The sequence below is a fragment of the Streptomyces sp. AV19 genome (genome assembly GCF_015999245.1).
GTDB lineage: Bacteria > Actinomycetota > Actinomycetes > Streptomycetales > Streptomycetaceae > Streptomyces.
Genome location: NZ_JAEAMR010000007.1, coordinates 25,541 through 51,384, shown reverse-complemented (window position 1 = coordinate 51,384; position 25,844 = coordinate 25,541). Strand labels below are relative to the sequence as shown.

The 25,844-nt window shown below is 72.4% G+C and carries 19 protein-coding genes and 5 tRNA genes; 15 read left to right on the top strand and 9 right to left on the bottom strand.

The annotated features are described in order from the left end of the window. The first annotated feature begins 48 nt into the window (after nt 1-48). Nucleotides 49-1,566 carry an amidophosphoribosyltransferase gene (gene purF, locus I5Q34_RS09765; RefSeq protein WP_199891815.1) on the top strand — a complete coding sequence of 506 codons (1,518 nt, stop codon included), beginning with the start codon at nt 49-51 and terminating at the stop codon, nt 1,564-1,566. A gap of 26 nt (nt 1,567-1,592) precedes the next feature. Next, nucleotides 1,593-2,666 carry a phosphoribosylformylglycinamidine cyclo-ligase gene (gene purM, locus I5Q34_RS09760; RefSeq protein ID WP_199891814.1) on the top strand — a complete coding sequence of 358 codons (1,074 nt, stop codon included), beginning with the start codon at nt 1,593-1,595 and terminating at the stop codon, nt 2,664-2,666. Nucleotides 2,667-2,771: 105 nt separating this feature from the next. Here purM and I5Q34_RS09755 read toward each other — a convergent pair whose 3' ends face one another. Both I5Q34_RS09755 and I5Q34_RS09750 read right to left on the bottom strand, forming a co-directional pair. Then, nucleotides 2,772-3,029 carry a DUF3073 domain-containing protein gene (locus I5Q34_RS09755; RefSeq protein WP_199891813.1) on the bottom strand — a complete coding sequence of 86 codons (258 nt, stop codon included), beginning with the start codon at nt 3,027-3,029 and terminating at the stop codon, nt 2,772-2,774. A gap of 358 nt (nt 3,030-3,387) precedes the next feature. Further along, a complete protein-coding gene (locus I5Q34_RS09750; protein WP_199891812.1) occupies nt 3,388-4,515 on the bottom strand; it encodes a Glu/Leu/Phe/Val dehydrogenase dimerization domain-containing protein in 1,128 nt (375 codons plus the stop codon). Between the two features lie 212 nt (nt 4,516-4,727). Here I5Q34_RS09750 and I5Q34_RS09745 point away from each other — a divergent pair, with 212 nt between their 5' ends. Together I5Q34_RS09745 and bldC are read left to right on the top strand one after the other, a co-directional pair. Beyond that, the gene (locus I5Q34_RS09745; RefSeq protein WP_199891811.1) at nt 4,728-5,564 is read left to right on the top strand and encodes a hypothetical protein; all 837 of its coding nucleotides are present in this window, start codon (nt 4,728-4,730) and stop codon (nt 5,562-5,564) included. Between the two features lie 486 nt (nt 5,565-6,050). Further along, nucleotides 6,051-6,257 carry a developmental transcriptional regulator BldC gene (gene bldC / locus I5Q34_RS09740; protein WP_003980577.1) on the top strand — a complete coding sequence of 69 codons (207 nt, stop codon included), beginning with the start codon at nt 6,051-6,053 and terminating at the stop codon, nt 6,255-6,257. Nucleotides 6,258-6,769: 512 nt separating this feature from the next. Here the strand turns inward: bldC and I5Q34_RS09735 are convergent. The 6 genes from I5Q34_RS09735 to I5Q34_RS09710 all read right to left on the bottom strand — a co-directional run bounded on the left by I5Q34_RS09735 (nt 6,770) and on the right by I5Q34_RS09710 (nt 11,810). Continuing rightward, the gene (locus I5Q34_RS09735; RefSeq protein WP_199891810.1) at nt 6,770-6,973 is read right to left on the bottom strand and encodes a DUF6274 family protein; all 204 of its coding nucleotides are present in this window, start codon (nt 6,971-6,973) and stop codon (nt 6,770-6,772) included. Between the two features lie 245 nt (nt 6,974-7,218). Beyond that, nucleotides 7,219-7,293: transfer RNA gene (locus I5Q34_RS09730), tRNA-Asp, on the bottom strand. 95 nt (nt 7,294-7,388) lie between these two features. Beyond that, nucleotides 7,389-11,390 carry an ATP-dependent RNA helicase HrpA gene (gene hrpA, locus I5Q34_RS09725; protein ID WP_199891809.1) on the bottom strand — a complete coding sequence of 1,334 codons (4,002 nt, stop codon included), beginning with the start codon at nt 11,388-11,390 and terminating at the stop codon, nt 7,389-7,391. A gap of 134 nt (nt 11,391-11,524) precedes the next feature. Then, a tRNA-Phe gene (locus tag I5Q34_RS09720) sits at nt 11,525-11,598 on the bottom strand. Between the two features lie 24 nt (nt 11,599-11,622). Further along, nucleotides 11,623-11,697, bottom strand: a tRNA-Asp gene (locus tag I5Q34_RS09715). Between the two features lie 40 nt (nt 11,698-11,737). Continuing rightward, nucleotides 11,738-11,810 (bottom strand) — tRNA-Glu (locus tag I5Q34_RS09710). A 159-nt stretch (nt 11,811-11,969) separates the two neighbouring features. Between I5Q34_RS09710 and I5Q34_RS09705 the strand changes: the two genes are divergently transcribed. The 5 genes from I5Q34_RS09705 to I5Q34_RS09685 all read left to right on the top strand — a co-directional run bounded on the left by I5Q34_RS09705 (nt 11,970) and on the right by I5Q34_RS09685 (nt 17,186). Then, a complete protein-coding gene (locus I5Q34_RS09705; protein WP_199891808.1) occupies nt 11,970-12,320 on the top strand; it encodes a metallopeptidase family protein in 351 nt (116 codons plus the stop codon). 111 nt (nt 12,321-12,431) lie between these two features. Next, the gene (locus tag I5Q34_RS09700; RefSeq protein ID WP_199891807.1) at nt 12,432-12,947 is read left to right on the top strand and encodes a hypothetical protein; all 516 of its coding nucleotides are present in this window, start codon (nt 12,432-12,434) and stop codon (nt 12,945-12,947) included. Between the two features lie 281 nt (nt 12,948-13,228). Next, nucleotides 13,229-15,436: a DEAD/DEAH box helicase gene (locus I5Q34_RS09695; RefSeq protein ID WP_199891806.1), complete on the top strand. Its 2,208-nt coding sequence runs from the start codon at nt 13,229-13,231 to the stop codon at nt 15,434-15,436. Nucleotides 15,437-15,597: 161 nt separating this feature from the next. After that, nucleotides 15,598-15,670 (top strand) — tRNA-Lys (locus I5Q34_RS09690). 268 nt (nt 15,671-15,938) lie between these two features. Continuing rightward, nucleotides 15,939-17,186 carry an MFS transporter gene (locus I5Q34_RS09685; RefSeq protein WP_199891805.1) on the top strand — a complete coding sequence of 416 codons (1,248 nt, stop codon included), beginning with the start codon at nt 15,939-15,941 and terminating at the stop codon, nt 17,184-17,186. Between the two features lie 13 nt (nt 17,187-17,199). Here the strand turns inward: I5Q34_RS09685 and I5Q34_RS09680 are convergent, their stop codons facing one another. Continuing rightward, nucleotides 17,200-17,589, bottom strand: a complete 390-nt coding sequence (locus I5Q34_RS09680) for a winged helix-turn-helix domain-containing protein (protein ID WP_199891804.1) — start codon at nt 17,587-17,589, stop codon at nt 17,200-17,202. A 321-nt stretch (nt 17,590-17,910) separates the two neighbouring features. Here I5Q34_RS09680 and I5Q34_RS09675 point away from each other — a divergent pair, with 321 nt between their 5' ends. The 6 genes from I5Q34_RS09675 (at nt 17,911) to I5Q34_RS09650 (ending at nt 25,822) form a co-directional block, all read left to right on the top strand. Continuing rightward, a complete protein-coding gene (locus tag I5Q34_RS09675; protein WP_199891803.1) occupies nt 17,911-18,708 on the top strand; it encodes a DUF6227 family protein in 798 nt (265 codons plus the stop codon). A 212-nt stretch (nt 18,709-18,920) separates the two neighbouring features. Continuing rightward, a complete protein-coding gene (locus tag I5Q34_RS09670) occupies nt 18,921-19,124 on the top strand; it encodes a cold-shock protein (RefSeq protein ID WP_199891802.1) in 204 nt (67 codons plus the stop codon). Nucleotides 19,125-19,218: 94 nt separating this feature from the next. Beyond that, the gene (locus I5Q34_RS09665; protein WP_199891801.1) at nt 19,219-20,946 is read left to right on the top strand and encodes a DEAD/DEAH box helicase; all 1,728 of its coding nucleotides are present in this window, start codon (nt 19,219-19,221) and stop codon (nt 20,944-20,946) included. Nucleotides 20,947-21,449: 503 nt separating this feature from the next. Further along, nucleotides 21,450-22,637, top strand: a complete 1,188-nt coding sequence (locus I5Q34_RS09660; protein WP_199891800.1) for a PP2C family protein-serine/threonine phosphatase — start codon at nt 21,450-21,452, stop codon at nt 22,635-22,637. A 516-nt stretch (nt 22,638-23,153) separates the two neighbouring features. Then, the gene (locus I5Q34_RS09655; RefSeq protein ID WP_199891799.1) at nt 23,154-24,155 is read left to right on the top strand and encodes a M23 family metallopeptidase; all 1,002 of its coding nucleotides are present in this window, start codon (nt 23,154-23,156) and stop codon (nt 24,153-24,155) included. Between the two features lie 104 nt (nt 24,156-24,259). Next, the gene (locus tag I5Q34_RS09650) at nt 24,260-25,822 is read left to right on the top strand and encodes an MFS transporter (protein ID WP_374192993.1); all 1,563 of its coding nucleotides are present in this window, start codon (nt 24,260-24,262) and stop codon (nt 25,820-25,822) included. The last annotated feature ends 22 nt before the right edge of the window (nt 25,823-25,844 follow it).

Sequence of the window (25,844 nt, the reverse complement as noted above, 5' to 3'; positions counted from 1 at the left end):
GGTCGTCCCCGGTTCGGATGAACCACGTTGCTGCCATAGACTCGAGGTGTGCCTCGTGGTGACGGACGACTCAACCACGACCTGCTCCCCGGTGAGAAGGGCCCCCAGGACGCTTGCGGCGTCTTCGGTGTCTGGGCTCCGGGTGAAGAGGTCGCCAAACTCACCTATTTCGGGCTGTATGCGCTGCAGCACCGTGGACAGGAGTCCGCGGGCATCGCGGTGAGCAACGGCTCCCAGATCCTGGTCTTCAAGGACATGGGCCTGGTCTCCCAGGTCTTCGACGAGACCTCCCTCGGCTCGCTCACCGGCCACATCGCCGTGGGCCACGCCCGCTACTCCACCACCGGGGCCTCGGTGTGGGAGAACGCCCAGCCCACCTTCCGCGCGACCGCCCACGGCTCCATAGCCCTCGGTCACAACGGCAACCTGGTCAACACGGCCGAGCTGGCCGAGATGGTGGCCGCGCTGCCGCGCGACGGCGGCCGGGCCACCCAGGTCGCCGCGACCAACGACACCGACCTGGTCACCGCCCTCCTCGCCGGCCAGACCGACGACGACGGCAAGCCGCTGACCGTTGAGGAGTCGGCCGCGAAGGTCCTCCCGGCCGTCAAGGGCGCCTTCTCGCTCGTCTTCATGGACGAGCACACCCTCTACGCCGCCCGCGACCCGCAGGGCATCCGCCCCCTGGTGCTGGGCCGCCTGGAGCGCGGCTGGGTGTTCGCCTCCGAGACCGCCGCCCTCGACATCGTCGGCGCGTCGTTCGTCCGCGAGGTCGAGCCCGGCGAGCTGATCGCCATCGACGAGCAGGGCGTGCGCAGCAGCCGCTTCGCCGAGGCCCGGCCCAAGGGCTGCGTCTTCGAGTACGTCTACCTCGCCCGCCCCGACACCGACATCGCCGGCCGCAACGTCTACCTCTCCCGCGTCGAGATGGGCCGCCGCCTGGCGAAGGAGGCCCCGGCCGAGGCCGACCTGGTCATAGCGACCCCGGAGTCCGGCACCCCGGCCGCCGTCGGGTACGCCGAGGCCAGCGGCATCCCGTACAGCGCCGGCCTGGTCAAGAACAGCTACGTCGGCCGGACGTTCATCCAGCCGAGCCAGACCATCCGCCAGCTCGGCATCCGGCTCAAGCTCAACCCGCTCAAGGAGGTCATCCGCGGCAAGCGCCTGGTGGTCGTGGACGACTCCATCGTCCGCGGCAACACCCAGCGCGCCCTGGTGCGGATGCTGCGCGAGGCCGGCGCGGCCGAGGTCCACATCCGGATCTCCTCGCCGCCGATCAAGTGGCCGTGCTTCTTCGGCATAGATTTCGCCACCCGCGCCGAGCTGATCGCCAACGGGATGTCCGTCGAGGAGATCGGCAAGTCCCTCGGTGCCGACTCCCTGGCCTACATCTCCATCGACGGCATGATCGAGGCGACCACCATCGCCAAGCCGAATCTGTGCCGCGCCTGTTTCGACGGTGAGTACCCGATGGACCTGCCGGACCCCGAGCTGCTCGGCAAGCACCTGCTGGAGACCGAGCTCGCAGGCGGCCCCGACGCCGCGGACGCCCTGCGCCGCCCGTAAGAACGACACGAAAGATCTCGAGAGCAATGTCCTCTGCAGAGACCACCGGTGCCAGCTACGCGAGCGCGGGCGTCGACATCGAGGCGGGCGACCGCGCCGTCGAACTGATGAAGGAATGGGTGAGGAAGGCGAGCCGCCCCGAGGTCGTCGGCGGCCTCGGCGGCTTCGCCGGCCTCTTCGACGCCAGCGCCCTCAAGCGGTACGAGCGCCCGCTGCTCGCGTCCGCCACCGACGGCGTGGGCACCAAGGTGGACATCGCCCGCCGCATGGGCGTCTACGACACCATCGGCCACGACCTGGTCGGCATGGTCGTCGACGACCTGGTCGTCTGCGGCGCCGAGCCGCTGTTCATGACGGACTACATCTGCGTCGGCAAGGTGTACCCCGAGCGGGTCGCCGCGATCGTCAAGGGCATCGCCGAGGGATGCACCCTCGCGGGCTGCGCGCTGGTCGGCGGCGAGACCGCCGAGCACCCCGGGCTGCTCGGCGCGGACGAGTTCGACGTGGCCGGCGCCGGCACCGGAGTGGTCGAGGCCGACCGGGTGCTGGGTGCCGATCTCATCCGCAAGGGCGACGTCGTCATCGCGATGGCCTCGTCCGGACTTCACTCGAACGGGTACTCGCTGGTCCGCCACGTGCTCTTCGACCGGGCGGGCTGGGAGCTGGACCGCGAGGTCCCGGAGTTCGGCCGCACCCTCGGCGAGGAGCTGCTGGAGCCGACCCGGATCTACTCGCTGGACTGCCTGGCCCTCACCCGCACCACCGAGGTGCACGCCTTCTCGCACATCACCGGCGGCGGGCTCGCCAACAACCTCGCCCGGGTGGTCCCGGACCACCTGCACGCGGGGATCGACCGCTCCACCTGGACGCCGGGCGCGGTGTTCTCCCTGGTCGGCGAGGCGGGCGGGGTCGAGCGGCTCGAACTGGAGAAGACGCTCAACATGGGCGTCGGCATGGTCGCCGTCGTCCCGCGCGAATCCGTCGACGTGGCACTGGCCACCTGCGCCGACCGTGGCATGGACGCCTGGGTCGCGGGAGAGATCACCGACCGCGACGGCCGTACCGACGCGGTGACCCTCAGCGGTGACTACGCGAGCTGAACCGGCGCCGTCCACGGACCCCGGGGCCTCTCGGCCCCGGAGGTCCGGACAGCACAGAACCCGGTCCGAGGCGAAGCCCCGGACCGGGTCGGAAAAGCTATCGCGTCAAGCGCGGCGACGGTAGGCGGACTGACCGGACGGCTGCTGCTCGTCCTCGTCGTCCTCCTGGTTGTAACGCGCCGCGTACTGAGCGTACGGGTCGTCGTCCAGCTCATCCTCGAGCGGCTCAACGTTCGGCGGCTGCTTCGCCGCCGGCGATGCGCCCAGCTCGTCAGCCAGGCGTGAGAGGTCGGTCCCACCGCTGTTGTACTTCAGCTGGCGGGCGACCTTTGTCTGCTTGGCCTTGGCCCGGCCGCGCCCCATGGCTCGACCCCCTCAATTACGGGGCTCGACGGCCCCAGAGTCTTGACACGCGTTCACTGTCATGAGTCAGAGCGGATCCCCGCAGAGGGATCCGGTCTGTAGGACTTCCACGGTACCTGCTTCCGCGGCCATACGGTACGTCGCCCGCATGACGTGCCACGGAGCACAACCCTCGGGGTGCCCCGTCCCCGCTGGTCAGCTGCGATTTTAACCCGATCTCCACGGCGACCCGCCGAGGGGTGGTGAGGGATCTCTCCCTTGCCTTCCCCCGACGGGCGGTCTGTCGGGACCGCTGTGCGGACCCCGACCACCAGAGCGGGCTCGGTCCTCCCCTGCCGTCCCGGGCGTCCCTCGGGTGTCAGGGGCGGGCCTGGCGCGGGACCTCGGCGGTGCGCGGTGTCCGGGCCTCCGCCATGCGCTGCTCGGCGAGCCGGTCGGCGGCCGCGGCCGGCGGGATGCCGTCGGCCTTCGCGCGCTCGAATATGGCCAGCGTCGTGTCGTAGATCTTCTCCGCCTTGGCCTTGGCCCGGTCGAAGTCGAAGCCGCGCAGCTCGTCCGCCACCTGGATCACGCCGCCGGCGTTCACCACGTAGTCCGGCGCGTAGAGGACGCCCCGGTCGGCGAGGTCCTTCTCGACGCCCGGGTGGGCGAGCTGGTTGTTGGCCGCGCCGCAGACGACGGTGGCGGTCAGGGCGGCGACGGTCGCGTCGTCCAGCGCGCCGCCGAGGGCGCACGGGGCGTAGACGTCCAGCGGGGTGCGGATCAGCGCCTGTGTGTCAGCCACCGCCGTGACCTGCGGGTGGCGGGCGGTGACGCGCTCGACCGCGTCCGGGCGGACGTCGGTGACCACGACCTGGGCGCCGTCCTCGACGAGGTGCTCCACCAGGTAGTGGCCGACCTTGCCGACGCCCGCGACGCCGACCCGCCGCCCGCGCAGCGTCGGCTCGCCCCACTGGGTCCTCGCCGCGGCGCGCATGCCCTGGAAGACGCCGAAGGCGGTGAGCACCGAGGAGTCGCCCGCGCCGCCGTTCTCCGGGGAACGGCCGGTGGTCCAGCGGCACTCGCGGGCGACGACGTCCATGTCCCGCACGTACGTGCCGACGTCGCACGCGGTGACATAGCGGCCGCCGAGGGAGGCCAGGAACCGACCGTAGGCGAGCAGGAGTTGCTCGGTCTTTATCGTGTCGGGATCGCCGATGATCACGGCTTTTCCGCCGCCGTGGTCGAGGCCGGCGAGGGCGTTCTTGTACGACATGCCTCGGGAGAGGTTGAGCGCGTCGAGCACCGCCTCCTCATCGGAGGCGTACTGGTGGAAGCGGGTGCCGCCGAGGGCCGGGCCGAGGGCGGTGGAATGGATGGCGATGACGGCCTTGAGGCCGGTCTCGCGGTCCTGGCAGAGCACGACCTGCTCATGACCGCCGAGGTCCGAGCGGAAGAGGGTGTGCAGCACGCCCTCGGCTTCGGTGGTGGGACGTACGTCAGTCACGGTGGTGACTCCATATGTCTCGCGGTGGTCGCCCTCCGGGGGTGGAGGAGGGCCGGTTGGCAAGAGAGTAGGCCCTGAGGGGCCCTCGTACCGGTGCGGTGCCGAGGATCACTCTCCCGGGCTGTCGTGCCGTGGGACGATTCGGTCAGTACGGGAGGCCCGCGCGGTCCGCGCGGATCCCCGGGGGGTTCCTGCTGCTTGAGGGAGCGAGCGTGGGTCTGGCGACGTCGGTGACCGTCCCGTACGCGGCGTACCTGAGGGTCTACGAGCCGCTCAGCGCCTTCCCCCGGGCGGAACGGCGGCGCTGGGAGAACTACGCGCGGCGCGACGCGCTGCCCACCGCGCAGGACGAACTGCGGCGCTCGCTGGCCGATTTGCTGCCGACCCCGCCCGTGCCGGTCCCGGTGCACGAGAGCCGGGACGCTTTCGTCGCCGTCGTGGACGGCGTCGTCTGCGTCTGTCCCTGGCGCACCCGGCTGCGCGGCTGGCTGGCCCTGGAGGAGCTCGCCGAGCGCTTCCCCGCCCCCGTCCTGGACGCGGTGCTGCCGCCGGTGGTGCGGCGCCAGGCGGAGGCGGACTACGCGCGCTGGCTGGAGGGCAACCCCGACGCCCGCCCCTGGATCCGCACGGCGACCTGGCAGGTGCCGCTGCGCTGGTTCGTCCTGTTCTCCGACGGCGAGCGGGACTACGGCCGGGCCGGCGAGGTGCCGGTGCTGCGGTACCGCACCCCCATGGTCGAGGCCCGGCGCCGGGTGGCCAGGGGGCTGCGGACGCTGCGGGACGCCATCGAGGAGGGGCCGCTGATCGACGGGCTGGTGGACGTCGGGCGGTGGCTGGAAGAGTTCCATCCCCGCTCCCTGGTGGAGCTGGACTACGGCGGTCTGGTGCATATGGTTCCGGAGTCACAGCTGGCGGACGACCGTTCCGCCGCCGACATCGAGGAGGGGCTGACCGCGCTGCGGGCCGGGGACGGCGCCCGGGCGGGGGCGGCGTACGAGCGGCTGACGGAACGTTGGCGGGCGGTACGCGACCGTCAGTTCGCCAACTGACGCCCGGGTGCGGGCTTTTCGGACGGCCAGGACCTAGGTCCTGATCCGGCCAATTGCCACAATCGTGATCTAGCGCACTAACGTCAGCTCTTGCGCCCATCGCCCATCCTCGTGGCAAAATAGGACAAGGAGTCCGGGAAGGACTCCTTCCGTCCTCCTTCCGTCCGAGTAAGGGTGGATTGATCGGTATTGCACTCCTTGGCGGGTCTGGTGACCCCTGATCCCGCTGTGACTGATCGTCACGGTGGCGTGACTGTCCGCTATGGCACGGTCCATCGGCTTCCGTCGAGGTTGAACACCTGAGAGGGCAATTCCATCGGTTTGGCCGACGTGGCTGGACAGATGGTGTAGTTGTAGTGCCGAGGACAAGCCGTTCGTCCTATAACCGACTCGGCCTGCGTCTGCCATTTCGGGCAACGTGGGTCAAGGTGCAGAATTTAGAGGAAAGAACCGATCCTGAACTCGGTTCTCCCGAGGAGGCCGCTCATGACCGCTCGCACCCCTGATGCCGAGCCGCTGCTGACCCCGGCTGAGGTTGCCACGATGTTCCGCGTGGACCCGAAGACGGTCACGCGGTGGGCCAAGGCAGGCAAGCTCACGTCCATCCGCACGCTCGGAGGACACCGCCGTTACCGCGAGGCGGAGGTCCGGGCGCTGCTGGCGGGTATCCCGCAGCAGCGCAGCGAGTCCTGATCAACCGCGTGACCGGGTGTTTTCCGGGGCCCCCAACCCGGTGACCGCCCAACCCCAGCTTCACCGAGCTCCACCAGGCAGTGCCGCGACGGACACCCGCCCCCAACGGGAGTCCACGCCCGGTTCCCGGGCGTAGAGTCGTCGACCGCGCTGGACTCCGCCGGGTCCAGCGCGGTCTTTTTTGTGCCCGCTCCGCGCCCCCGGGCGTCCGCGCATTCCTTCGTGCGACGCCGGCGGCGCGGCTCCGGAAGGGGAGATTCCGGTCAGGCCGGTGGCTTTCGCGGGTGGTTGAGGGATCGGTGCAATTGCACATATTAAATTGACCGGTGGTGAGCGGGGGGTGAGTTCCGCCGGCTTCGTAACTCTTTCGGTGACTCCCGTCACAACGTGCTGCGCTTGTCACCCACCGTGTCGGCGCGGTAAAGAAGCAGACCGACCCGTTGGTTCCTCCGCCGCCGGGCCGACTGCCGTGGCGGGCACCGCTGTTGGGCGTCCGGGCCCACCGGGGCGCCTCACCACGCGACGGAGCCCCCGTCGCGGCCGGCGCGCCCCACTCTGTCCCCGTCGGCGCGGGGGCCCAGGGCCAGCCGCAGGAGCCGGTGGCAGACCGCGCAGCGGCGGGTCAGGTGCCCTTGACCGACGACGGCCGAGAGGTGGGCGCGCAGCAGGGCCCCGGTCTCGTGCCGGGAACCCCCGGGCCGGGGCGTCGTGGTCATCGGGCACGCACCTCCCACTGACTGGGTACCCCTGGCACGTGTCGTCGTCAAGACGTCGCGCGAACGAGCGTGGGGACGGGGCGAGTTGGCCCTTGGGGCAGCGCGGTGAGGCCCTGACGGGATTCGCCGTGTCCGCCGGCGGCTCCGCCGCGGGCGCGGCCTCCCGGTCCTCGCTCGGGGCAAAGAGCTCGAGGCAAAGACGAAGCCCCGCGCTCCATGCGGGGCGCGGGGCTTCACCATCGATGCGGTCCTGACGGGATTTGAACCCGCGGCCTCCACCTTGACAGGGTGGCGAGCACTCCAAACTGCTCCACAGGACCTTGCTTGCTTTCCCGCTCTCGCGGTGCTGCGTGCATGACTGTACAGCAGGTCAGGGGGTGCGGTCGAACTCGGCCGTCCCGCACCCCGCGGCCCCTCAGGGCGCCAGCGCGTCGATCGCCTTCACGATGCGCTTGTCCGAGACCGGGAACGCCGTGCCGAGCGCGTGCGCGAAGTAGCTCACCCGCAGTTCCTCGATCATCCAGCGCACGTCCAGCGCCTCCTGCGGCACCGGGCGGCCCTTCGGGAACTGCTCCAGCAGCCAGGCGTACTCGTCCTGCATCTCCCGCACCTTGGCCAGGCGCGAGCGGTCCCGCTCGGCGTTGGTGGGCAGCTGCGTCAGGCGCCGGTCCACGGCCACCAGGTAGCGCATGAGGTCCGGGAGCCGGCGGACGCCGTGGGCCGTCACGAAGCCGGGCTTGACCAGCTCCGCGAGCTGCTGCCGGACGTCCGTGAGGGACTCCAGCAGGACGGGGCTGGTCGTCGCCTTCAGCCGGCGCTCGCACGCGTGCCAGGCGGCCAGCACCTCCTGGACCTTGCGGACCGTGTCGAGCGTCACGTCGACGATGTCGGTCCGCACCGCGTCGAAGAGCTTGCGGAAGCCCTCCTCGTCCCAGGCGGGCCCGCCGTGCGCCGCGATCAGCTTGTCCGCCGCGCCGGACACGCAGTCGTCGAAGAGGGCCTGGATCGAGCCGTGCGGGTTCGCGGACAGGGCGAGCTTCTGCTGGTTGCCGAGCTTGTCCTGGGCGAACTTCGCCGGGTTCGACGGCAGGTTGAGCAGGATCAGCCGGCGCGTGCCGCGCCACATCGCCTGCCGCTGCTCCGGCTCGGTGTCGAAGAGCCGGACGGCGACCGACGCGCCCTCGTCGACGAGCGCGGGGTACGCCTTGACCGGCAGCCCGGCCATGGGGGTCCCCCCTGCTCGAGCGGAGCCGAGAGCTTGGGGGAGGGTCTCGAAGGTGCGCGGGAGGGCGCCGATCGTCCACTGGGTGAGCCCGGAGCGCTGCTCGGGGCCCGGGGCGCTCCCGGGGGCCGTGGCGGCCTGCTCGAAGGCCTTGGAGATGGCCGCCCGCGTCTTCGGCTTGAGCCGGGTCCGCAGCGCCTCCAGGTCCTTGTCCTCGGCGATCTTCCGCTTCCGCTCGCCGACGATCCGGAAGGTGATCTTCAGGTGGTCGGGGACGCGGCCGGGGTCGAAGTCGTCCGCCTCGATCCGCACGCCCGTCATCCGGTGCAGCTCGCGCGCCAGCGACGTGGTCAGCGGCGCCGCGAGGGGGGACGCCTGGTCCAGGAACCGCTGCGCGTAGTTCGGCGCCGGGACGCAGTTGCGCCGGATCGGCTTGGGCAGCGAGCGGATCAGCTCCGTCACCAGGTCCTCGCGCAGGCCCGGGATCTGCCAGTCGAAGCCCTCGGACGAGACCTGGTTGAGCACCTGGAGCGGGACGTGGACGGTCACGCCGTCCGCGTCCGCGCCGGGCTCGAACTGGTAGGTCACCTTGAACTTCAGCCGGCCCTGCCGCCAGGAGTCCGGGTAGTCGTCCTTGGTGACGGCCTCCGCGTTCTCGTTGATGAGCATGGAGTGCTCGAAGTTGAGCAACTCCGGCTCTTCGCGGCGCTTGTGCTTCCACCAGGAGTCGAAGTGCGCGCCGGACACGACGTGTTCGGGCAGCCGCTGGTCGTAGAAGTCGAAGAGCGTCTCGTCGTCGACGAGGATGTCGCGGCGGCGTGCGCGGTGTTCCAGCTCCTCGACCTCGCCGAGCAGCTTGCGGTTGTCGTGGAAGAACTGGTGGTGGGTCCGCCAGTCGCCCTCCACGAGCGCGTTGCGGATGAACAGCTCGCGGCTGGTCTCCGGGTCGATCCGGCCGTAGTTGACCTTCCGCTGGGCGACGATCGGCACGCCGTAGAGCGTGACGCGCTCGTACGCCATCACGGCCGCCTGCTTCTGCTCCCAGTGCGGCTCGCTGTAGTTGCGCTTGACCAGGTGCTGGGCGAGCGGCTCGATCCACTCCGGCTCGATCCGGGCGTTCACCCGCGCCCACAGCCGCGAGGTCTCCACCAGCTCGGCCGACATCACCCAGCGCGGCGGCTTCTTGAAGAGCGCGGAGCCGGGGAAGACCGCGAACTTGGCGCTGCGGGCGCCCAGGTACTCGTTCTTCTCGGTGTCCTTGAGGCCCAGGTGCGACAGGAGACCGGCCAGCAGCGACTGGTGGATGCGGTCCGGCGCGGCGTCCTCCTCGGCGGGGTGGACGCCCATGGACTTCGCGACGGTGCGCAGCTGCGTGTAGATGTCCTGCCACTCGCGTATGCGCAGGTAGTTCAGGAACTCGGACTTGCACATGCGCCGGAACGCCGACGAGGACAGCGCCTTCTGCTGCTCGCGCACGTAGCGCCACAGGTTGAGGAAGGCCAGGAAGTCGCTGGTCTCGTCCTTGAAGCGGGCGTGCTGCTGGTCCGCCTGCTGCTGCTTGTCCGAGGGCCGCTCGCGCGGGTCCTGGATCGAGAGGGCGGCGGTGATGACCATGACCTCGCGGACGCAGCCGTTCCGGTCGGCCTCCAGGACCATGCGGGCCAGCCGCGGGTCCACCGGCAGCTGCGAAAGCTTTCGGCCAAGTGCGGTGAGCCGCTTTCTGGGGTCCTTCTGCTGCGGGTCGAGCGCGCCCAGCTCCTGCAGCAGGTCCACGCCGTCCTTGATGTTGCGCCGGTCCGGCGGGTCGATGAACGGGAACTTCTCGATGTCGCCCAGGCCGGCGGCGGTCATCTGGAGGATGACGGAGGCCAGGTTCGTCCGCAGGATCTCCGCGTCGGTGAACTCCGGCCGGGAGAGGAAGTCGTCCTCCGAGTAGAGCCGGATGCAGATGCCGTCGCTGGTGCGGCCGCAGCGGCCCTTGCGCTGGTTGGCGCTGGCCTGCGAGACCGGCTCGATGGGCAGGCGCTGGACCTTGGTGCGGTGGCTGTAGCGCGAGATCCGGGCGAAGCCGGGGTCGATCACGTACCGGATGCCGGGGACGGTCAGCGACGTCTCGGCGACGTTGGTCGCCAGGACGATGCGGCGGCCGGTGTGGCGCTGGAAGACGCGGTGCTGCTCGGCGTGGGAGAGGCGGGCGTAGAGCGGCAGGATCTCGGTGCCCTGTCCATTAGCGCCTCCGGCGCGGGGGAGCTTCTTCTTCTCCAGCGCGTCCGCCGTGTCGCGGATCTCGCGCTCGCCGGAGAGGAAGACGAGGATGTCGCCGTCGCCCTCGCGGGCCAGCTCGTCGACGGCGTCGCAGATCGCGGTGATCTGGTCGCGGTCGGAGTCCTCGCCATTCTCCTCCAGCAGCGGCCGGTAACGGACCTCCACCGGGTACGTCCGCCCGCTGACCTCGACGATCGGGGCGTCGCCGAAGTGCCGGGAGAAGCGCTCCGGGTCGATCGTCGCCGAGGTGATCACGACCTTGAGGTCGGGGCGGCGGGGGAGCAGCTGGGCCAGGTAGCCCAGGATGAAGTCGATGTTGAGGCTGCGCTCGTGCGCCTCGTCGATGATGATCGTGTCGTAGGCGCGCAGCTCGCGGTCGGTCTGGATCTCGGCGAGCAGGATGCCGTCGGTCATCAGCTTGACGTGGGTGTCCGGGCTCACCTGGTCGGTGAAGCGGACCTTCCAGCCGACGGACTCGCCCAGCGGCGTCCGCAGTTCCTCCGCGACCCGCTCGGCCACGGTGCGGGCGGCGATCCGGCGGGGCTGGGTGTGGCCGATCAGGCCCTTCACGCCCCGGCCGAGCTCCAGGCAGATCTTGGGGATCTGGGTGGTCTTGCCCGAACCCGTCTCGCCCGCGACGATCACGACCTGGTGGTCGCGTATCGCCTCCAGGATCACGTCCTTCTTCTGGCTGACGGGCAGCTGCTCGGGGTAGCTGACGGCGGGCAGCGCGGCCCGCCGGCGCTCGACGCGCAGCTCGGCCTCGGCGATCCCGTCGACGATCTCGGCCAGGACGGCGGCGCGGGCCTCGGGCTTGCGGATGCGACGGGCGCCGTCGAGCCTGCGCCCCAGCCGCTGCGCGTCGCGCAGGGTCAGCTCGGGCAGGCGTGCGGCCAGGTCGGCGGGGGTGAGGGCAGGCTGCGTAGACATACGGCATCCAGGATCGCACCAGGCACGGCGGACCGGCGAACGTATTTGGGTGGGGGTGCCCCTGCCCATGCCCCTGTCCGGTCGTGCCGGAAAACGGCGAAGGCCCCGATCCGGGGATCGGGGCCTTCGGGCTGTGGCTGGGGCCGGGGTCGAACCGGCGACCTTCCGCTTTTCAGGCGGACGCTCGTACCAACTGAGCTACCCAGCCACGCGATTCCGCGAGGAATCGCAGCGGTCCTGACGGGATTTGAACCCGCGGCCTCCACCTTGACAGGGTGGCGAGCACTCCAAACTGCTCCACAGGACCAAGCGCGTGAGCGAGAACAAGTCTCGCACACGATTGTGCGTGCCCCCAACGGGATTCGAACCCGTGCTACCGCCTTGAAAGGGCGGCGTCCTGGGCCACTAGACGATGAGGGCTGATGGCCCACCTGGGCGCTTTGCGGCGCCTCGGGGACGTGAGAAGCATATGGGATGCGGGGAGGTAACGCCAAAACGGTTTGCCGAGGTCCCCGTCACACCGCTCCCGCCCACCCCTCCCGCCCCGCGCCCGGGCCGTCCGTGCCGGACAATGGCGGCGTGCTGGAGATGACGCGCGAGGAGTTCGAGGAGCTGGTCGCCGAGGCGCTGGACCGGATCCCGCCGGAGCTGACGCGGCTGATGGACAACGTCGCCGTGTTCGTCGAGGACGAGCCCCCGGCCGACGACCCGGAGCTGCTCGGGCTCTACGAGGGGACGCCGCTGACCGAGCGCGGCGAGTGGTACGCCGGCGTGCTGCCGGACCGGATCACCGTCTTCCGGAACCCGACGCAGCGCATGTGCGTCACCCGGGACGAGATCGTGGCGGAGGTCGAGGTGACGGTGGTTCACGAGGTGGCCCACCACTTCGGCATCGACGACGCCCGGCTGCACGCGCTCGGCTACGGCTGAGTCCCCGCCGGGTCCGCGCGGGCCCGCCGGGCCGGCCGCGTGTCCTGGGCGGGGCGGGGTCAGTTGGGCAGGGGGCCTGTCCCCCTGTGATCCCGTTAGGCGGTCCCCCTCATGCGCGCGACCCCAGTGCACGCAGCGTTCCGTTTCGCGGCGGCGGCCGTCGCGACCCTGGCCCTCGGCGGCTGCATGAGCGTGAGCGAGCCGGGACGGCCCGCGCCGTCCGAGCCGGGCCGGCTGCGGGACGCCGGACGGGAGCCGGAGGGCGGGAAGGCCTCGCCGGGCGGCAGGAGCGCCCACGCGGACGCGAAGGGGGTGCGCGGCGTCACCGGCGGGCCGTCGGCCACCCGGAGCGCCCGGCCCGGCGAGCCCTCGGCCGCGCCCTCGTCCTCGGGGACGGCGGAGGCGTCGCCGCCGGCGCCCCGGCCCGACGGCAAGCCGGGGGAGCGGAAGAAGCCCCCCGCGCCGGGCACCTCGTCCGCCCCGCCGAAGCCGACCGCCCCGGCGCCGCCCACCAAGCCGAACCCCGACAAGCCCACGCCGCCCGCGCCCCCGACCTCGGAGCCGCCGCCGTCCAGCGGTTCCCCGGCGCCGCAGCCGACGCCCCAGGCGGGGCCGCCGGCGCACTAGCCGATCCGCGACCGATCCACGACCTATCCGCGTCGATCCGGGCCGATCCGGGGCCGAACTTCACCCGATCCGGGGCGGATGTCCGGTACGGGGTTGCGCCGGACGGCGTGGAGTGCGTATGGTGGTAGATCGTTTGATCCCATTTGCCCGGCGCCATCACAGAAGCGCGCCGCGTGGCGCGTTCCTTACCTTGCCGTGGCTGACCGCATCGAGGCGGTCATTTGTGAAGCCGACACGGAGCTTGGGCGCGTGCCGAAACTCCGGAAGGTTTCGCATTTCGCATGTCCATTTCCACTGACCAGACGCTGCTCGAGAACCTCGAGAACAACGACGAGATCACCGAGATCACCGAGATCGCCGTCGAGGAGACCATCGAGTCCGCCGACTCCATCGAGTCCGCCGAGACCACCGACTCCGCCGAGCCCGCCGAGCCGTCGATCACCTTCGCCGACCTGGGCCTGGACGACGCGATCGTCCGCAAGCTCGCCCAGAACGGCGTCACCACCCCCTTCCCGATCCAGGCCGCGACCATCCCGGACGCCCTGGCCGGCAAGGACATCCTGGGCCGTGGCCGTACCGGCTCCGGCAAGACGCTCTCCTTCGGTCTGCCGCTGCTGTCGCTCCTGGCCGACGGCCGCACCGCGAAGAAGCGCCCCCGGGGCCTGATCCTCACCCCGACCCGCGAGCTGGCGATGCAGGTCGCCGACGCCCTCCAGCCCTACGGCGACGTCCTCGGCCTGAAGATGAAGGTCGTCTGCGGCGGTACGTCCATGGGCAACCAGATCTACGCCCTGGAGCGCGGCGTCGACATCCTCGTCGCCACCCCGGGCCGCCTGCGCGACATCATCAACCGCGGCGCCGCCTCGCTGGAGGACGTCAAGGTCGCCGTCCTCGACGAGGCCGACCAGATGGCCGACATGGGCTTCCTGCCCGAGGTCACCGAGATCCTCGACCAGGTGCCGACCGGCGGCCAGCGCCTGCTGTTCTCCGCGACGCTGGAGAACGAGATCGACACCCTGGTCAAGCGCTACCTGGTCGACCCGGTCACGCACGAGGTCGACCCGTCGGCCGGCGCGGTGTCCACCATGACCCACCACGTCCTCGTCGTGAAGCCGAAGGACAAGGCCCCGGTCACCGCCGCCATCGCCGCCCGCAAGGGCCGCACGATCATCTTCGTGCGCACCCAGATGGGCGCCGACCGCGTCGCCGAGCAGCTGGTCGACGCCGGTGTCCGCGCCGACGCCCTGCACGGCGGCATGACCCAGGGCGCCCGCACCCGCGTCCTGGAGGACTTCAAGTCCGGCCGCGTCGGCGTGCTGGTCGCCACCGACGTCGCCGCCCGCGGCATCCACGTCGACGGCATCGACCTGGTCCTCAACGTGGACCCGGCCGGTGACCACAAGGACTACCTGCACCGCTCCGGCCGCACGGCCCGCGCCGGCCAGTCCGGCACGGTCGTCTCGCTGGCCCTGCCGCACCAGCGCCGCCAGATCTTCCGCCTGATGGAGGACGCGGGCGTGGACGCCTCGCGCCACATCGTCGGCGGTGCCGGCGCCTTCGACCCGGAGGTCGCCGAGATCACCGGCGCCCGCTCCCTCACCGAGGTCCAGGCCGACTCGGCGGCCAACGCCGCCAAGCAGGCCGAGCGCGACCTGGCCGACCTCGGCCGCCAGCTGGAGCGCGCCCAGCGCCGCGCCACCGAGCTGCGCGAGGAGGCCGACCGCCTGCTGGCCCGTGCCGCCCGCGAGCGCGGCGAGGACCCGGAGGCCGCCGTCGCCGCCGCGGCCGAGGAGGCCGCCGCCGAGGCCGTGCGCGAGGAGGCCCGGGCTGCCGAGGCCGCCGAGCGGGCCGAGCGCGAGCGCCGTGAGGAGCGCCGCGACGAGCGGGGCAACTTCGACCGCCGTTCGTCCGGTTTCCGCCGCGACGACCGTGGCGACCGTCGTGACGACCGCGGCGACCGCAGTGGCTTCCGTCGCGAGGAGCGCCGGGACGACCGTGGCGGCTTCCGCCGCGACGACCGCCAGGACCGTGGTGGCTTCCGCCGCGACCGTGACGACCGTCCGTCGTTCCGTCGTGACGACCGCCGTGACGACCGTGGCGGCGAGCGCCGTGACGACCGCGGTGGCTTCCGCCGTGACGAGCGCCGGGACGACCGCCCCTCCGGCGGCTTCCGCCGTGACGACCGTCGTGACGACCGCGGCGACCGTGGCGGCTTCCGCCGCGACGACCGTCCGTCCGGTGGCTTCCGTCGTGATGACCGCCCCTCCGGCGGCTTCCGCCGGGACGACCGTCCCACCGGCGGTTACCGCTCCGGCGGCGGCGACCGTCCGTTCAACCGCGACCGCCGCGACGACCGTCCCTCCGGTGGCTTCCGCTCCGGCGGCGGCGACCGCCCGTCGTTCCGTCGTGACGACCGCCACTCCGAGGGCCACCGTGCCGGCTCCTTCGACCGCCGCGCCGACAAGCCCCGCTGGAAGCGCAACGGCTGAGTCGGCCGCCGAGCTGCCGACAAGCACCTCGCAACGCCGCCGAACTGAGGGCCCGTACGTCACATACGTAGCGGACGGGCCCCTTCCGGAAGGGCTTCCGGGAAAGTCCCGGGCATAACGACTCGGGCTCCGGCGCCCCGCCGGGCTATGCTGCGGGGTGCGGGCCGTTAGCTCAATTGGCAGAGCAGTGGACTTTTAATCCATTGGTTGTGGGTTCGAGTCCCACACGGCCTACCGCACGGAAACCGCAGGACGCCTGACAGGCGTCCTGCGGTTTTCCGTTTCCCGGGGCACTCCCGTCCTGGAAGGCGGCGCACATCGCGTCCGTGACGGAACACTCCCGCCCGTGACGGGGAAATGGCCCCGGACCCGCCTGGTACCGGCCGATCCCCACGAACGAGTGCAAGCGCGCCCGGGTCCAACCCCTTTGCCGTAAAGGCCCGTTCACGGTCCCTTAACGTGGCAGGTCCGCCCGTCACATGCCGGAGGGACCGGGGCCGACATGGGGTACATACGGCTGCTGCGCAGACGGCCGGTGCGCGTGCTGTGGCTGTCGATGACGCTGTCCGTCGTCGGCGACCGCCTCTACGCGATCGCCACGATGTGGATCGTCTGGGAGTCGACGCACTCGACGTCGCTCACCGGCCTGGTCGCCGTCGCGGAGTCGCTTCCGTACGTCGTCCTGGCCGGTGCCCGCGAGGGTGTGGCCCGGTTCATGCGCTGGCGCTCGCTGGCCCGGGTGGACGCGGCCCGCGCGCTGCTCGCGCTCTCCGTCCCGCTGCTGTGGACACCGGACGGCCGGGGGCTGGCGTTGCTGCTGGGGCTGGTGCTGACGCTCGGGGCGCTCGGTGCGGTCTTCGACCCCAACCTGGGCGCACTCATCCCCCAACTCGCGGCCTGTGAGGGGGTGGTGGACCTGCACGAGGTGGCTGGCCTGTTCGACCTGACCGCGCGCATCGCCGCCGTCGCGGGCCAGGGCGGCGTCGGCGTCGTCCTCCTCCTCGTCCCCGAGGTCCAGCTCTACGCCATCGACGGGCTCACCTTCGCCGTCTCGGCGGCCGCCCTCGCCTGGCTCGGCCGGTACGCGGCGCTCGGCGCGGGGTGCGCGCCGTCGCCGTGCGCCCCGGCGGCCCGGCGGGTGCTGCGCGCGCACAGACCGGTCGTCGCCGCCGTCGCGGTGAGCGGGGTGGCCCAGTTCGCCGCGGCCGTGCCGACGGTGGGGCTGCCGCCGCTGATCGCCGTCCGGCTCGGCCAGGGTGCCGCCGGGTACGGGCTCACGCTCGCGGCGACGGCGGCCGGGGCCCTGGTCGGCAACCTGCTGACCCCGGGCCTGCCGGCCGGCCGCCGCTGGCTGGGCACCTACTGCGGTGCCTGGGTGCTGGCCGGGGTGGCGCTCGCCGGGCTCGGCCTGGCCACCACGCTGACGATGGCGGTGGCGCTGTGCGTGGCGGGCGGGCTGCTGTTCCCCGTCACGGCGGTGACGCTGCGGGCCCGGCTCTCCCGGTTCGCGCCCGCCGAGCGGGTGGCGCTGCTGACGGCCCACCAGTCGGTGACCCGCGCCGCGGGCGCGGCCGGCCTGCTGCTCCTGCCGTACGCGGTGGACGCGGCCCCGGGCGGCTCGTTCGTCGGGGCCGGCCTGCTGCTGTCCGTCCTCGCCGCGGCGGGCTGGTGGTTCGGCCGCCGGCCGGCCGGGCGGGCGGTCCCGGCCGGCGACGGCAGCGGCGCGGCCGAGCACGGCCTGGCGGGCTGAGGCGGCGCCGTCCTCAGGCCCCGGCGCGCGACGGGTCGTAGGCGTACCCGACGTGCCGCACCGTCGTGATCGTCTCCCGGTAGCCGGGGCCGAGCTTGCCGCGCAGCCGGGCGATGTGCACGTCCACCGTGCGTCCGCCGCCCAGGGCGGTCGGCCCCCAGACGGACGTCATCAGCTGGCGCCGGGTGCAGACCTGGAGCGGGCGGGCGACCATGTGCGCCAGGAGCTCGAACTCCACGAGGGTGAGCCGGACTTCACGGCCGCCGACGACGGCGGCTCGGTGCTTGTAGTCGATCGTGATCCCGTCGGCCGGCGGGGCCGCCGGGTGCCGGTGGCCGTGGAGCGCGGCCGGGGCGGGGTGCGGGAAGTGGTTCCGGAGGGCCCGCGGGTAGTGCAGGGACATGGTCGTTCCTCCTCTGACCCGTTGGGGGAGGCGGTCGCCTCCCGCGAGTAAGAAGGAAGCGGAGGCGCGCGGGTTGCCTCGACGGGCGCGGGCGTACGGTCCGGCGCGCGGTCAACTCCCGTGCGCCGCCCGGCCGGTGGGGTCCGCCGGGGTCCCACGTCCTCGGATCCGTACTCGACCCGTACTCGACCCGTACTCGGCCGGGCGTTCGGGGGCCCGTCGCCCCGGCGGCGGATAACCGGAAACCCCGCCCCCGTCCGGTGTCCGCGCCGCTACGGTAAGTGCGCGGGGTGGGCAGGAGCGGGCCGGGAGGTCGAAGGCATGGAGCAGACGCACACGGGCGGGGGAGAGGGCCGCGCCGAGCCGACGCCCGCCGAGCACGTGGACGGGCTGCTGGCACGCGCCCAGAACGGCTTCGAGATCACCGAGTCCCTGCTGGCACGGCTGCGCACGGCCCTGATGCACCAGGCCGAGCTCCGCTCGTACCGCCAGCGCAACGACGCCGCCCGTCCGCTGCGCTGCCACACCTACCGGCACGTCTTCCTGCTCGCCGACGGCAGCAGCCGGCTGCTCTACGAGCTGGAGCACGACACCGGCCCGCGGGAGCGCTTCCAGTACGAGCTGTACGCCCGCGAGGAGGCCCTCGACGAGGCCGAGCGCCGGGTGCACGAGCGGATCGGCGGCGGCATCGGGCCGGATCATGAGGACGAGGAGCTGCCGGCCTGGCTCGCGGAGGAGCTGCTGCTGGCCATGGGCCCCGGCCGGCCCCGCCGCGAGTACGTCTGCGAGGCCTCGCCCGACCACGCCCGGCGGCTGCTGCGGCGCGCCGAGAACCAGGACGGGCCGGGCGAGGTGGTCGGCGAGATCCTCCAGGGCGCCCTCGGCCATCACATCGCGCTCATCACCAAGCCGCGGCGGCGCGGGCCCGGGCGGGACGCGACCTGGTGCCGGTTCTACGAGCACGCGTTCCTGCTGGAGGGCGGCGGCGAGGTCTCCCTCTGGGAGCTGGAGCACAACCTGACCTCCGACGGGCGGCTGGTCTGCGAGGTCTACCTCGACGAGGCGGACGCCGAAGTGGCGGCCGACCGGCACGCGCGGGCGCTGGGGGTCGAGTTATGAGGGCGTTGTGAGGGGGGTTGGTGAAGGAGCTGGTGAGGGGGCTGGGCAGGGCGGACCGGGTGTGGTACGGTTGTTCGAGTTGCAGTTGTGGTACCCATGAACTCGTGTGCGCCTCGGTCATGTAGCCGATGGCGCATTTTTGTTTATGCCGGCCTTTGCCGGCTGCCGGTCAGTCCGGTCTGGGGCCCACCCCAATCCGCTAGGAGATAGACATGGCTACCGGCACCGTTAAGTGGTTCAACTCCGAAAAGGGCTTCGGCTTCATCGAGCAGGACGGCGGCGGCCCCGACGTCTTCGCCCACTACTCGAACATCGCCTCCCAGGGCTTCCGTGAGCTGCTCGAGGGCCAGAAGGTGTCCTTCGACGTCACGCAGGGCCCGAAGGGTCTGCAGGCGGAGAACATCGTCAACATCTGACGATCCCCGCATCACGAGGCGATGGGGCCCGCACCACTGGGTGCGGGCCCCATTGTCGCCCTCGCCCCCGTTTCCGCCTCTGGGAAGGTCCCGTATGCCCAGCCCCGCCGCCCGATCCGCCCGACCGCCCCGCTCCACCGGTTCGCGCGGCGGTCAGCCGGCGCGCCGCCGGCCGGCCCGTCCCTCCGGGGGCGCGGCGGAGTCCGGGCACGCCGAGTTCACGACCCCGGTGAGCACCACGCCCGCGCTCCCGTCCGTGGACTCCTTCACCGACATGGGCCTGCCCAACGCGCTGCTGTCCACGCTGACGGCGCAGGGCGTCACCGAGCCGTTCCCGATCCAGGCCGCCACCCTCCCCAACTCGCTCGCGGGCCGCGACGTCCTCGGCCGCGGCCGCACCGGCTCCGGCAAGACCCTGGCCTTCGGCCTGGCGCTGCTGGCCCGCACGGCCGGCCGCCGCGCGGAGCCCCGCCGTCCGCTCGCGCTCGTCCTCGTGCCGACGCGTGAGCTGGCCCAGCAGGTCACCGACTCGCTGGCCCCGTACGCCACGGCCCTGGGGCTGCGCACCGCCACCGTCGTCGGCGGCATGTCCATCGGACGGCAGGCCAACCAGCTGGCGCGCGGCGCCGAGGTCCTGGTCGCCACGCCGGGCCGGCTCGCCGACCTCATCCAGCGCGGCGACTGCGCCCTGGGCGACGTGACGATCACCGTCCTCGACGAGGCCGACCAGATGGCCGACATGGGCTTCCTCCCGCAGGTCACGCGGCTGCTGGAGCAGGTCGCCCCGGGCGGTCAGCGGATGCTCTTCTCGGCCACGCTGGACCGCAACGTCGACCGGCTCGTCCGCCGCTTCCTCAGCGACCCGGTCACCCACTCCGTGGACCCGTCCGCCGGGGCGGTCGTCACCATGGACCACCACCTGCTCCACGTCGCGGACGAGACCGTGAAGAAGAGCACGGTCACCCGGATCGCCGCCCGCGAGGGGCGCGTGATCATGTTCGTCGACACCAAGCGCGGTGCCGACCGGCTGGCCAAGCGGCTGCTCTCGGAGGGCGTCCTGGCCGCCGCGCTGCACGGCGGCAAGAGCCAGCCGCAGCGCAACCGCACGCTGGAGCAGTTCCGCACCGACCAGGTCACCGCGCTGATCGCGACCAACGTCGCGGCCCGCGGCATCCACATCGACGGCCTCGACCTGGTCGTCAACATCGATCCGCCCGTGGACCACAAGGACTACCTCCACCGCGGCGGCCGCACGGCCCGCGCCGGCGAGTCGGGCACGGTGGTCACGCTGGTCCTGCCGGAGCAGCGCCGCGAGATGACCCGGATGATGTCCACGGCGAAGATCAGCCCCCAGGTGACCCGGGTCGCCCCCGGGGACACGGAACTCTCCCGCATCACGGGCGCGCGCGAGCCGAGCGGCGTCCCGGTGGTGCTCCCGACGCCGCAGCCGGCTGTCTCCGCCTCTTCCGCCTCTTCTGCTTCGTCGAAGCGCTCGACGGGGGCTTCGGGGACGACCGGACGTGGCCGGGGCCGTGGGCGCGGCCGATCGGGCGGGGGCCAGGGGGACGGTGCCCGGGCGCAGAACGGGCAGGCGCGGGGTGCCGCCCGGGACGGCCAGGCGCGGGCCGCGCAGGACGGCCGGGCCGGCCAGGGCGGTGGCCGGAACGGTCAGGCGCGCCAGGACGCTCCGTCCGGCCAGCGGGGCCGGGGCCAGGGTGCCCAGGGCTCGCAGAGCTCGCAGGGCACGGCCGAGGGCAGCCGCCGGACGAGGGCGCCTCGGCGCCGGCCGCGCGGCGCGGGGGGCTCGGGGCTGTCCGCGTAATCGCGGCTCGGCGGCGTAGCTGCGGCGCGGGGTGGCGGCTGGGGTGACGGGTGTGCGGGAGGGTGGGGCCTGATCGGCTGGGTTCTCCCCGCCCCGCCCTTTCACCGTTTCCCGGGGAGCCCCCGGCCCCCAACCGCCCTCCGGGCGGTGGCGGGGGCTGCGCCCCCTGCCCCCCGAAGCGCCCTTCGGGCGCTGTTCTCAAACGCCGGACGGGCTGATCATTCAGCCCGTCCGGCGTTTGAGGACGAGTGGCGGAGCCGCGATGGGGGGCCCGGGGCGAAGCCCCGAAAGGGGGCGCAGGGGGCGAAGCCCCCGCACCACCGCGCGGAGCGCGGTGCCGGGCCGGGCGGAGCCCGGAGGAAACGGTGAAAGGGCGGGTCCGGGGCAACCCCCTCCCGGTGGCACCCCACCGCACCCCCACCCGGCCCACCCCCACTGGCCACCCCCTCCCACCCACGCAATGGTGGAGAGGGAGCACACACCACCCCGGGCAGGAGAACACCGTGGGGAAGCGAGAGCGAGCCACCCCCACACCCTCGGCCCCCACCCCCACCCGCCCTAACTACCTCTGGCGCGCCGCCTGCTGGCTCCCCGCCATCCTCCTCATCGCCGGCGAGGTCTTCGCCGCCCTCACCCCCGCCAACTACAACTCCGCCCCCTTCTTCGCCGCGGCACCCCTCGTCGCCGCCTCCCTGCTCTCCGCACGAGCCACGGCCGTCGTCGCGCTGCTCGCCGTCCTGGCGTCCGTCGACGTCACCGTCCACCGGGGCTCCCCGAGCACGGGCGAGTCCGTCACCGAGAACGTGACGGTCCTGACCGTCGCCCTCCTCGCCCTCGGCATCAACCGCGTCGTGCGCCGCAGCGACAGCCGGCTCAGATCCGCGCGCGGCGTCGCCGAGGCCGCGCAGCGCGCCGTGCTGCCCGTGCCCCCCGCCCGCATCGGCGGCCTGCGCATCGCGGCCCGCTACGTCGCGGCCCAGGCCGACGCCGGGATCGGCGGGGATCTGTACGCGGTGCAGGACACCCCGCACGGCATCCGCCTGATCGTCGGCGACGTGCGCGGCAAGGGCCTCGGCGCCGTCGAGGCCGTGGCCGTCGTGATCGGCGCGTTCCGCGAGGCCGCGGAGCAGGAACGGACCCTGGACGGCGTCGCGCACCGCCTGGAGAGCGCGCTCCGGCGCGAGGGCGACCGCCGGGCGAACATCGACCAGTTCGAGGGCTTCACCACCGCCGTCGTCGCGGAGGTCCCGCACGACAGCACCCGCCGCCTGCGCCTCGTGAACCGCGGTCACCCGCCCCCGCTGCTGTTGTACGCGGACGGCGCGGTCGGCGAGACCCACCCGCGCACGCCCGCCCTGCCGCTGGGCATGGGGGACTTGGGGGAGTGGCCGGACCGGGTCGAGGAGTGGGACTTCCCGGCCGGGGCCACGCTGTTGCTGTTCACCGACGGGGTGACGGAGGCGCGGGACGCGGCCGGCGTCTTCTACGACCCGAAGGAGCGGCTGGCCGGCCGGCAGCCCAGGAGCCCCGACGGCCTGCTGGACTTCCTCGCGGCGGACGTGGCCCGGCACGCGGGCGGACACACGGACGACGACATGGCCCTGCTGGCCGTCCACCGCGCCGACGGCCGCGGCCGCGACCACCTGAGGGCGCACACGGGGCGCACCCCGGGCACGCTCCATAACGGATGACGCACCGTCAGTGCGGAAACGCTCCCCTTTCTCTCCAAGAGGCCCGTGGATTCACGCTTTCGGCTTGGAAACCACCAGTCCTGTCTATTAACGTTCGATAACGCAACGCGGTCCACACACCGCCACAAGAGGCGGCACCGCGCGCCTTCGCCGAATCCCGTGGGCACGAGAGGGAACCGGGGAACCACCGACCCGTGGGGTGCATCGGGCAGTCCTCAGGCCCGTAGGAGACCTTCCTGCTCCGAACCCTCCGCCAGCGCCCGAACGGCCTGGGGGACCCCCACCGCCGACCCGGCAGGCGAGAAGGAAGGAAAGGTGAACGCCCCCGTGGCGTCCAACAGCCCCGCAGGCGAGGACAGTTCGCACGACTCCTGGCCGGCAGCGCCGGGAGCGCCGGGAGCGCCGGGAGCGCCGGGACCGGTCCACTCCGGCGGGACGGCAACCGGCGTTCCCTTCACGGAAGGTGAGGCTCCGGTCCGCGGCCGGCACCGTGTTCCCAAGCAGCGCGGGGGCACGATGGCACGCGGCGGCGCGGCCCTCGGCGTCGGTGTGATCGCCGCGGTCGGCGCGGGCAGCGGTGTGGCGACCGCCCAGGAGCGCCCGGCTCCCATAACCGTGCCGGACGTGGACCCGACGGCGGCCACGGCCGGCCCGTACGCGGTTGACGACGACGAAGTCCCCGCCGCGGAAACCCCCGTCGCCGAAGCCGCGTCCGGGTCCGAGGCGCCCGCCCCGGCGCAGGGCGGCCCGTCCGACGCCGGCGAGGCCCTCCGCGCCCGCATCCTCCAGCAGGCCGAACCCCACAGCGCCGCGCAGGAGCGGGCGGCCGCCGACGCCCAGCGGATGGCGGCGGCGAAGGCCAGGGCGGCCGCGACGCACACCACGCAGCGGGCGGCCCACACCGCGCAGAACCAGGCCCAACACACCGCGCAGAACCAGGCCCAACACACCGCACAGAACCAGGCCCACAGCGTCGCGAGCGCGACGGACGCCGCCAACGCGGCCGGCGCCGCGAACGCCGCCGCGGCCCACGGCGCCGCCGTCCAGAAGGCCGCCGCCAAGGCCACGGGCAAGGCCCAGGCCGAGGCCCGGCGCGCCGCCGAGCGGATCACCCGCGCGAAGCACCGCTACGTCCTGCCGGTCTCCTCCTACCGGATCACGGCCCGCTACGGGCAGCACGGCGGCATGTGGTCGCACCGCCACACCGGCACCGACTTCGCCGCGCCGACCGGCAGCCCCGTCAAGGCGGTGAGCGGCGGCCGGATCACCCACGCCGGCTGGGCCGGTTCGTACGGCTACCGCATCGTGCTGCGCCTGGACGACGGCACGGAGCTGTGGTTCTGCCACCTCTCGTCCATGGTCCGCACCCAGGGCAAGGTCGTGCCCGGCCAGGTCATCGGCCGGGTCGGCGCGACCGGCAACGTCACCGGCGCGCACCTGCACCTGGAGGTCCGGCAGCACGGCGGGCACCCGGTCGACCCGCTGCACTGGCTGCGCTCCAAGGGCCTGCACCCGTAAACAGGCTCTGGCAAACAGACTCTGTAACAGGTGAAACGCGCGCGGGGGGCTTGCACAGCTTCCCGCGCGCCGCTGTTCCGGCGGTACCTCCCCGCCACGCCCCCATGCGGAAATCTTCCGCGAATGTTCCGTGGGCGATCGGGAACTCAGATGACGTGACGACCGCGACCATCAGCACTTCCGTGCCCTCACGCCTGGACCGGCTGCCCTGGTCCCGGTGGCACTGGACCGTGGTGATCGGCCTGGGCACGGTCTGGATCCTCGACGGCCTGGAGGTCACGGTCGTTGGCAACATCGCGGGACGCCTCTCCGAGCACGGCAGCGGCCTGCCCATCACCGGAGCCCAGGTGACGGGCGTGGCGGCGGCCCTCTACGTCGGCGGCGCCTGCGTCGGCGCGCTGTTCTTCGGCCGGCTGACCGATCGCTTCGGCCGAAAACGGCTGTTCATGGTGACCCTCGCCGTCTACCTGGGCGCGACCGCGCTGACCGCGCTCTCGTACTCCTCCTGGTGGTTCTTCGTCTTCCGGTTCATCACCGGATTCGGCATCGGCGGGGAATACGCGGCCATCAACTCCGCGGTGGACGAGCTGATTCCGGCCCGCTACCGGGGCCGCGTCGACCTCATCATCAACGGCAGCTTCTGGCTGGGCGCCATCGCCGGCTCCCTGCTGTCGATATTCCTGCTGGACACCCGGTTCTTCGCCAAGGACGTCGGCTGGCGGCTGACGTTCGGACTCGGGGTCCTCCTCGGCTTCGTCATCCTCCTCGTCCGCCGCCACGTACCCGAGAGCCCACGGTGGCTCTTCATCCACGGGCGGGCGGAGGAGGCCGAGGTGCTGGTCGACGCGATCGAGCGGCGCATCGAGGAGGAGAGGGACGCCCCGCTGGAGCCGGCCACCGGCACCATCACCATCCGCCAGCGCAAGAGCACCGGCTTCCGCGACATCGCCCGCACGGTCTTCACCGACTACCGGCGGCGCGCCGTGCTGGGGCTCGCCCTCTTCATCGGCCAGGCGTTCCTCTACAACGCCATCACCTTCGGATTCGGGGAGATCCTCACCAAGTTCTTCGGCGTCAACACCTCCCGCACCGGCTACTTCTTCGCCGTGATAGCGGTGGGCAACTTCCTGGGCCCGCTCTTCCTCGGCAAGCTGTTCGACACGGTCGGCCGACGCATCATGATCTCCTCGACGTTCCTGCTCTCCGGAGCCCTCCTCTTCGTCACCGCCTGGCTCTTCGGCTCCGGCGTCCTGAGCGCGGTCACCCTGACCGCCTGCTGGTGCGTCGTCCTCTTCTTCGCCTCCGCCGGCGCGAGCAGCGCCTACCTCACGGTCTCCGAGGTCTTCCCGACCGAGACCCGGGCCATGGCCATCGCCTTCTTCTACGCGGTCGGCACCGCGGCGGGCGGCATCAGCGGCCCCCTGCTCTTCGCCGAGCTGACCAGCACCGGCGTCGTGAGCGACACGGTCCTCGCGTTCCAGATCGGCGCGACGCTGATGTGCCTGGCCGGCGTGGTCGCCGCCTTCCTGGCGGTACCGGCCGAGGGCCGCTCCCTGGAGGACATCGCCACCCCGCTGTCCGTGCACACCGAACCCCTGCCCACCACGGCGCTGGTGGACTGGCCAGGACGTTCCCCGGAAGTGCCGGGCCGGTCCGCGGCGGAATAAGCGGCCCGGCGACCACGCTGGC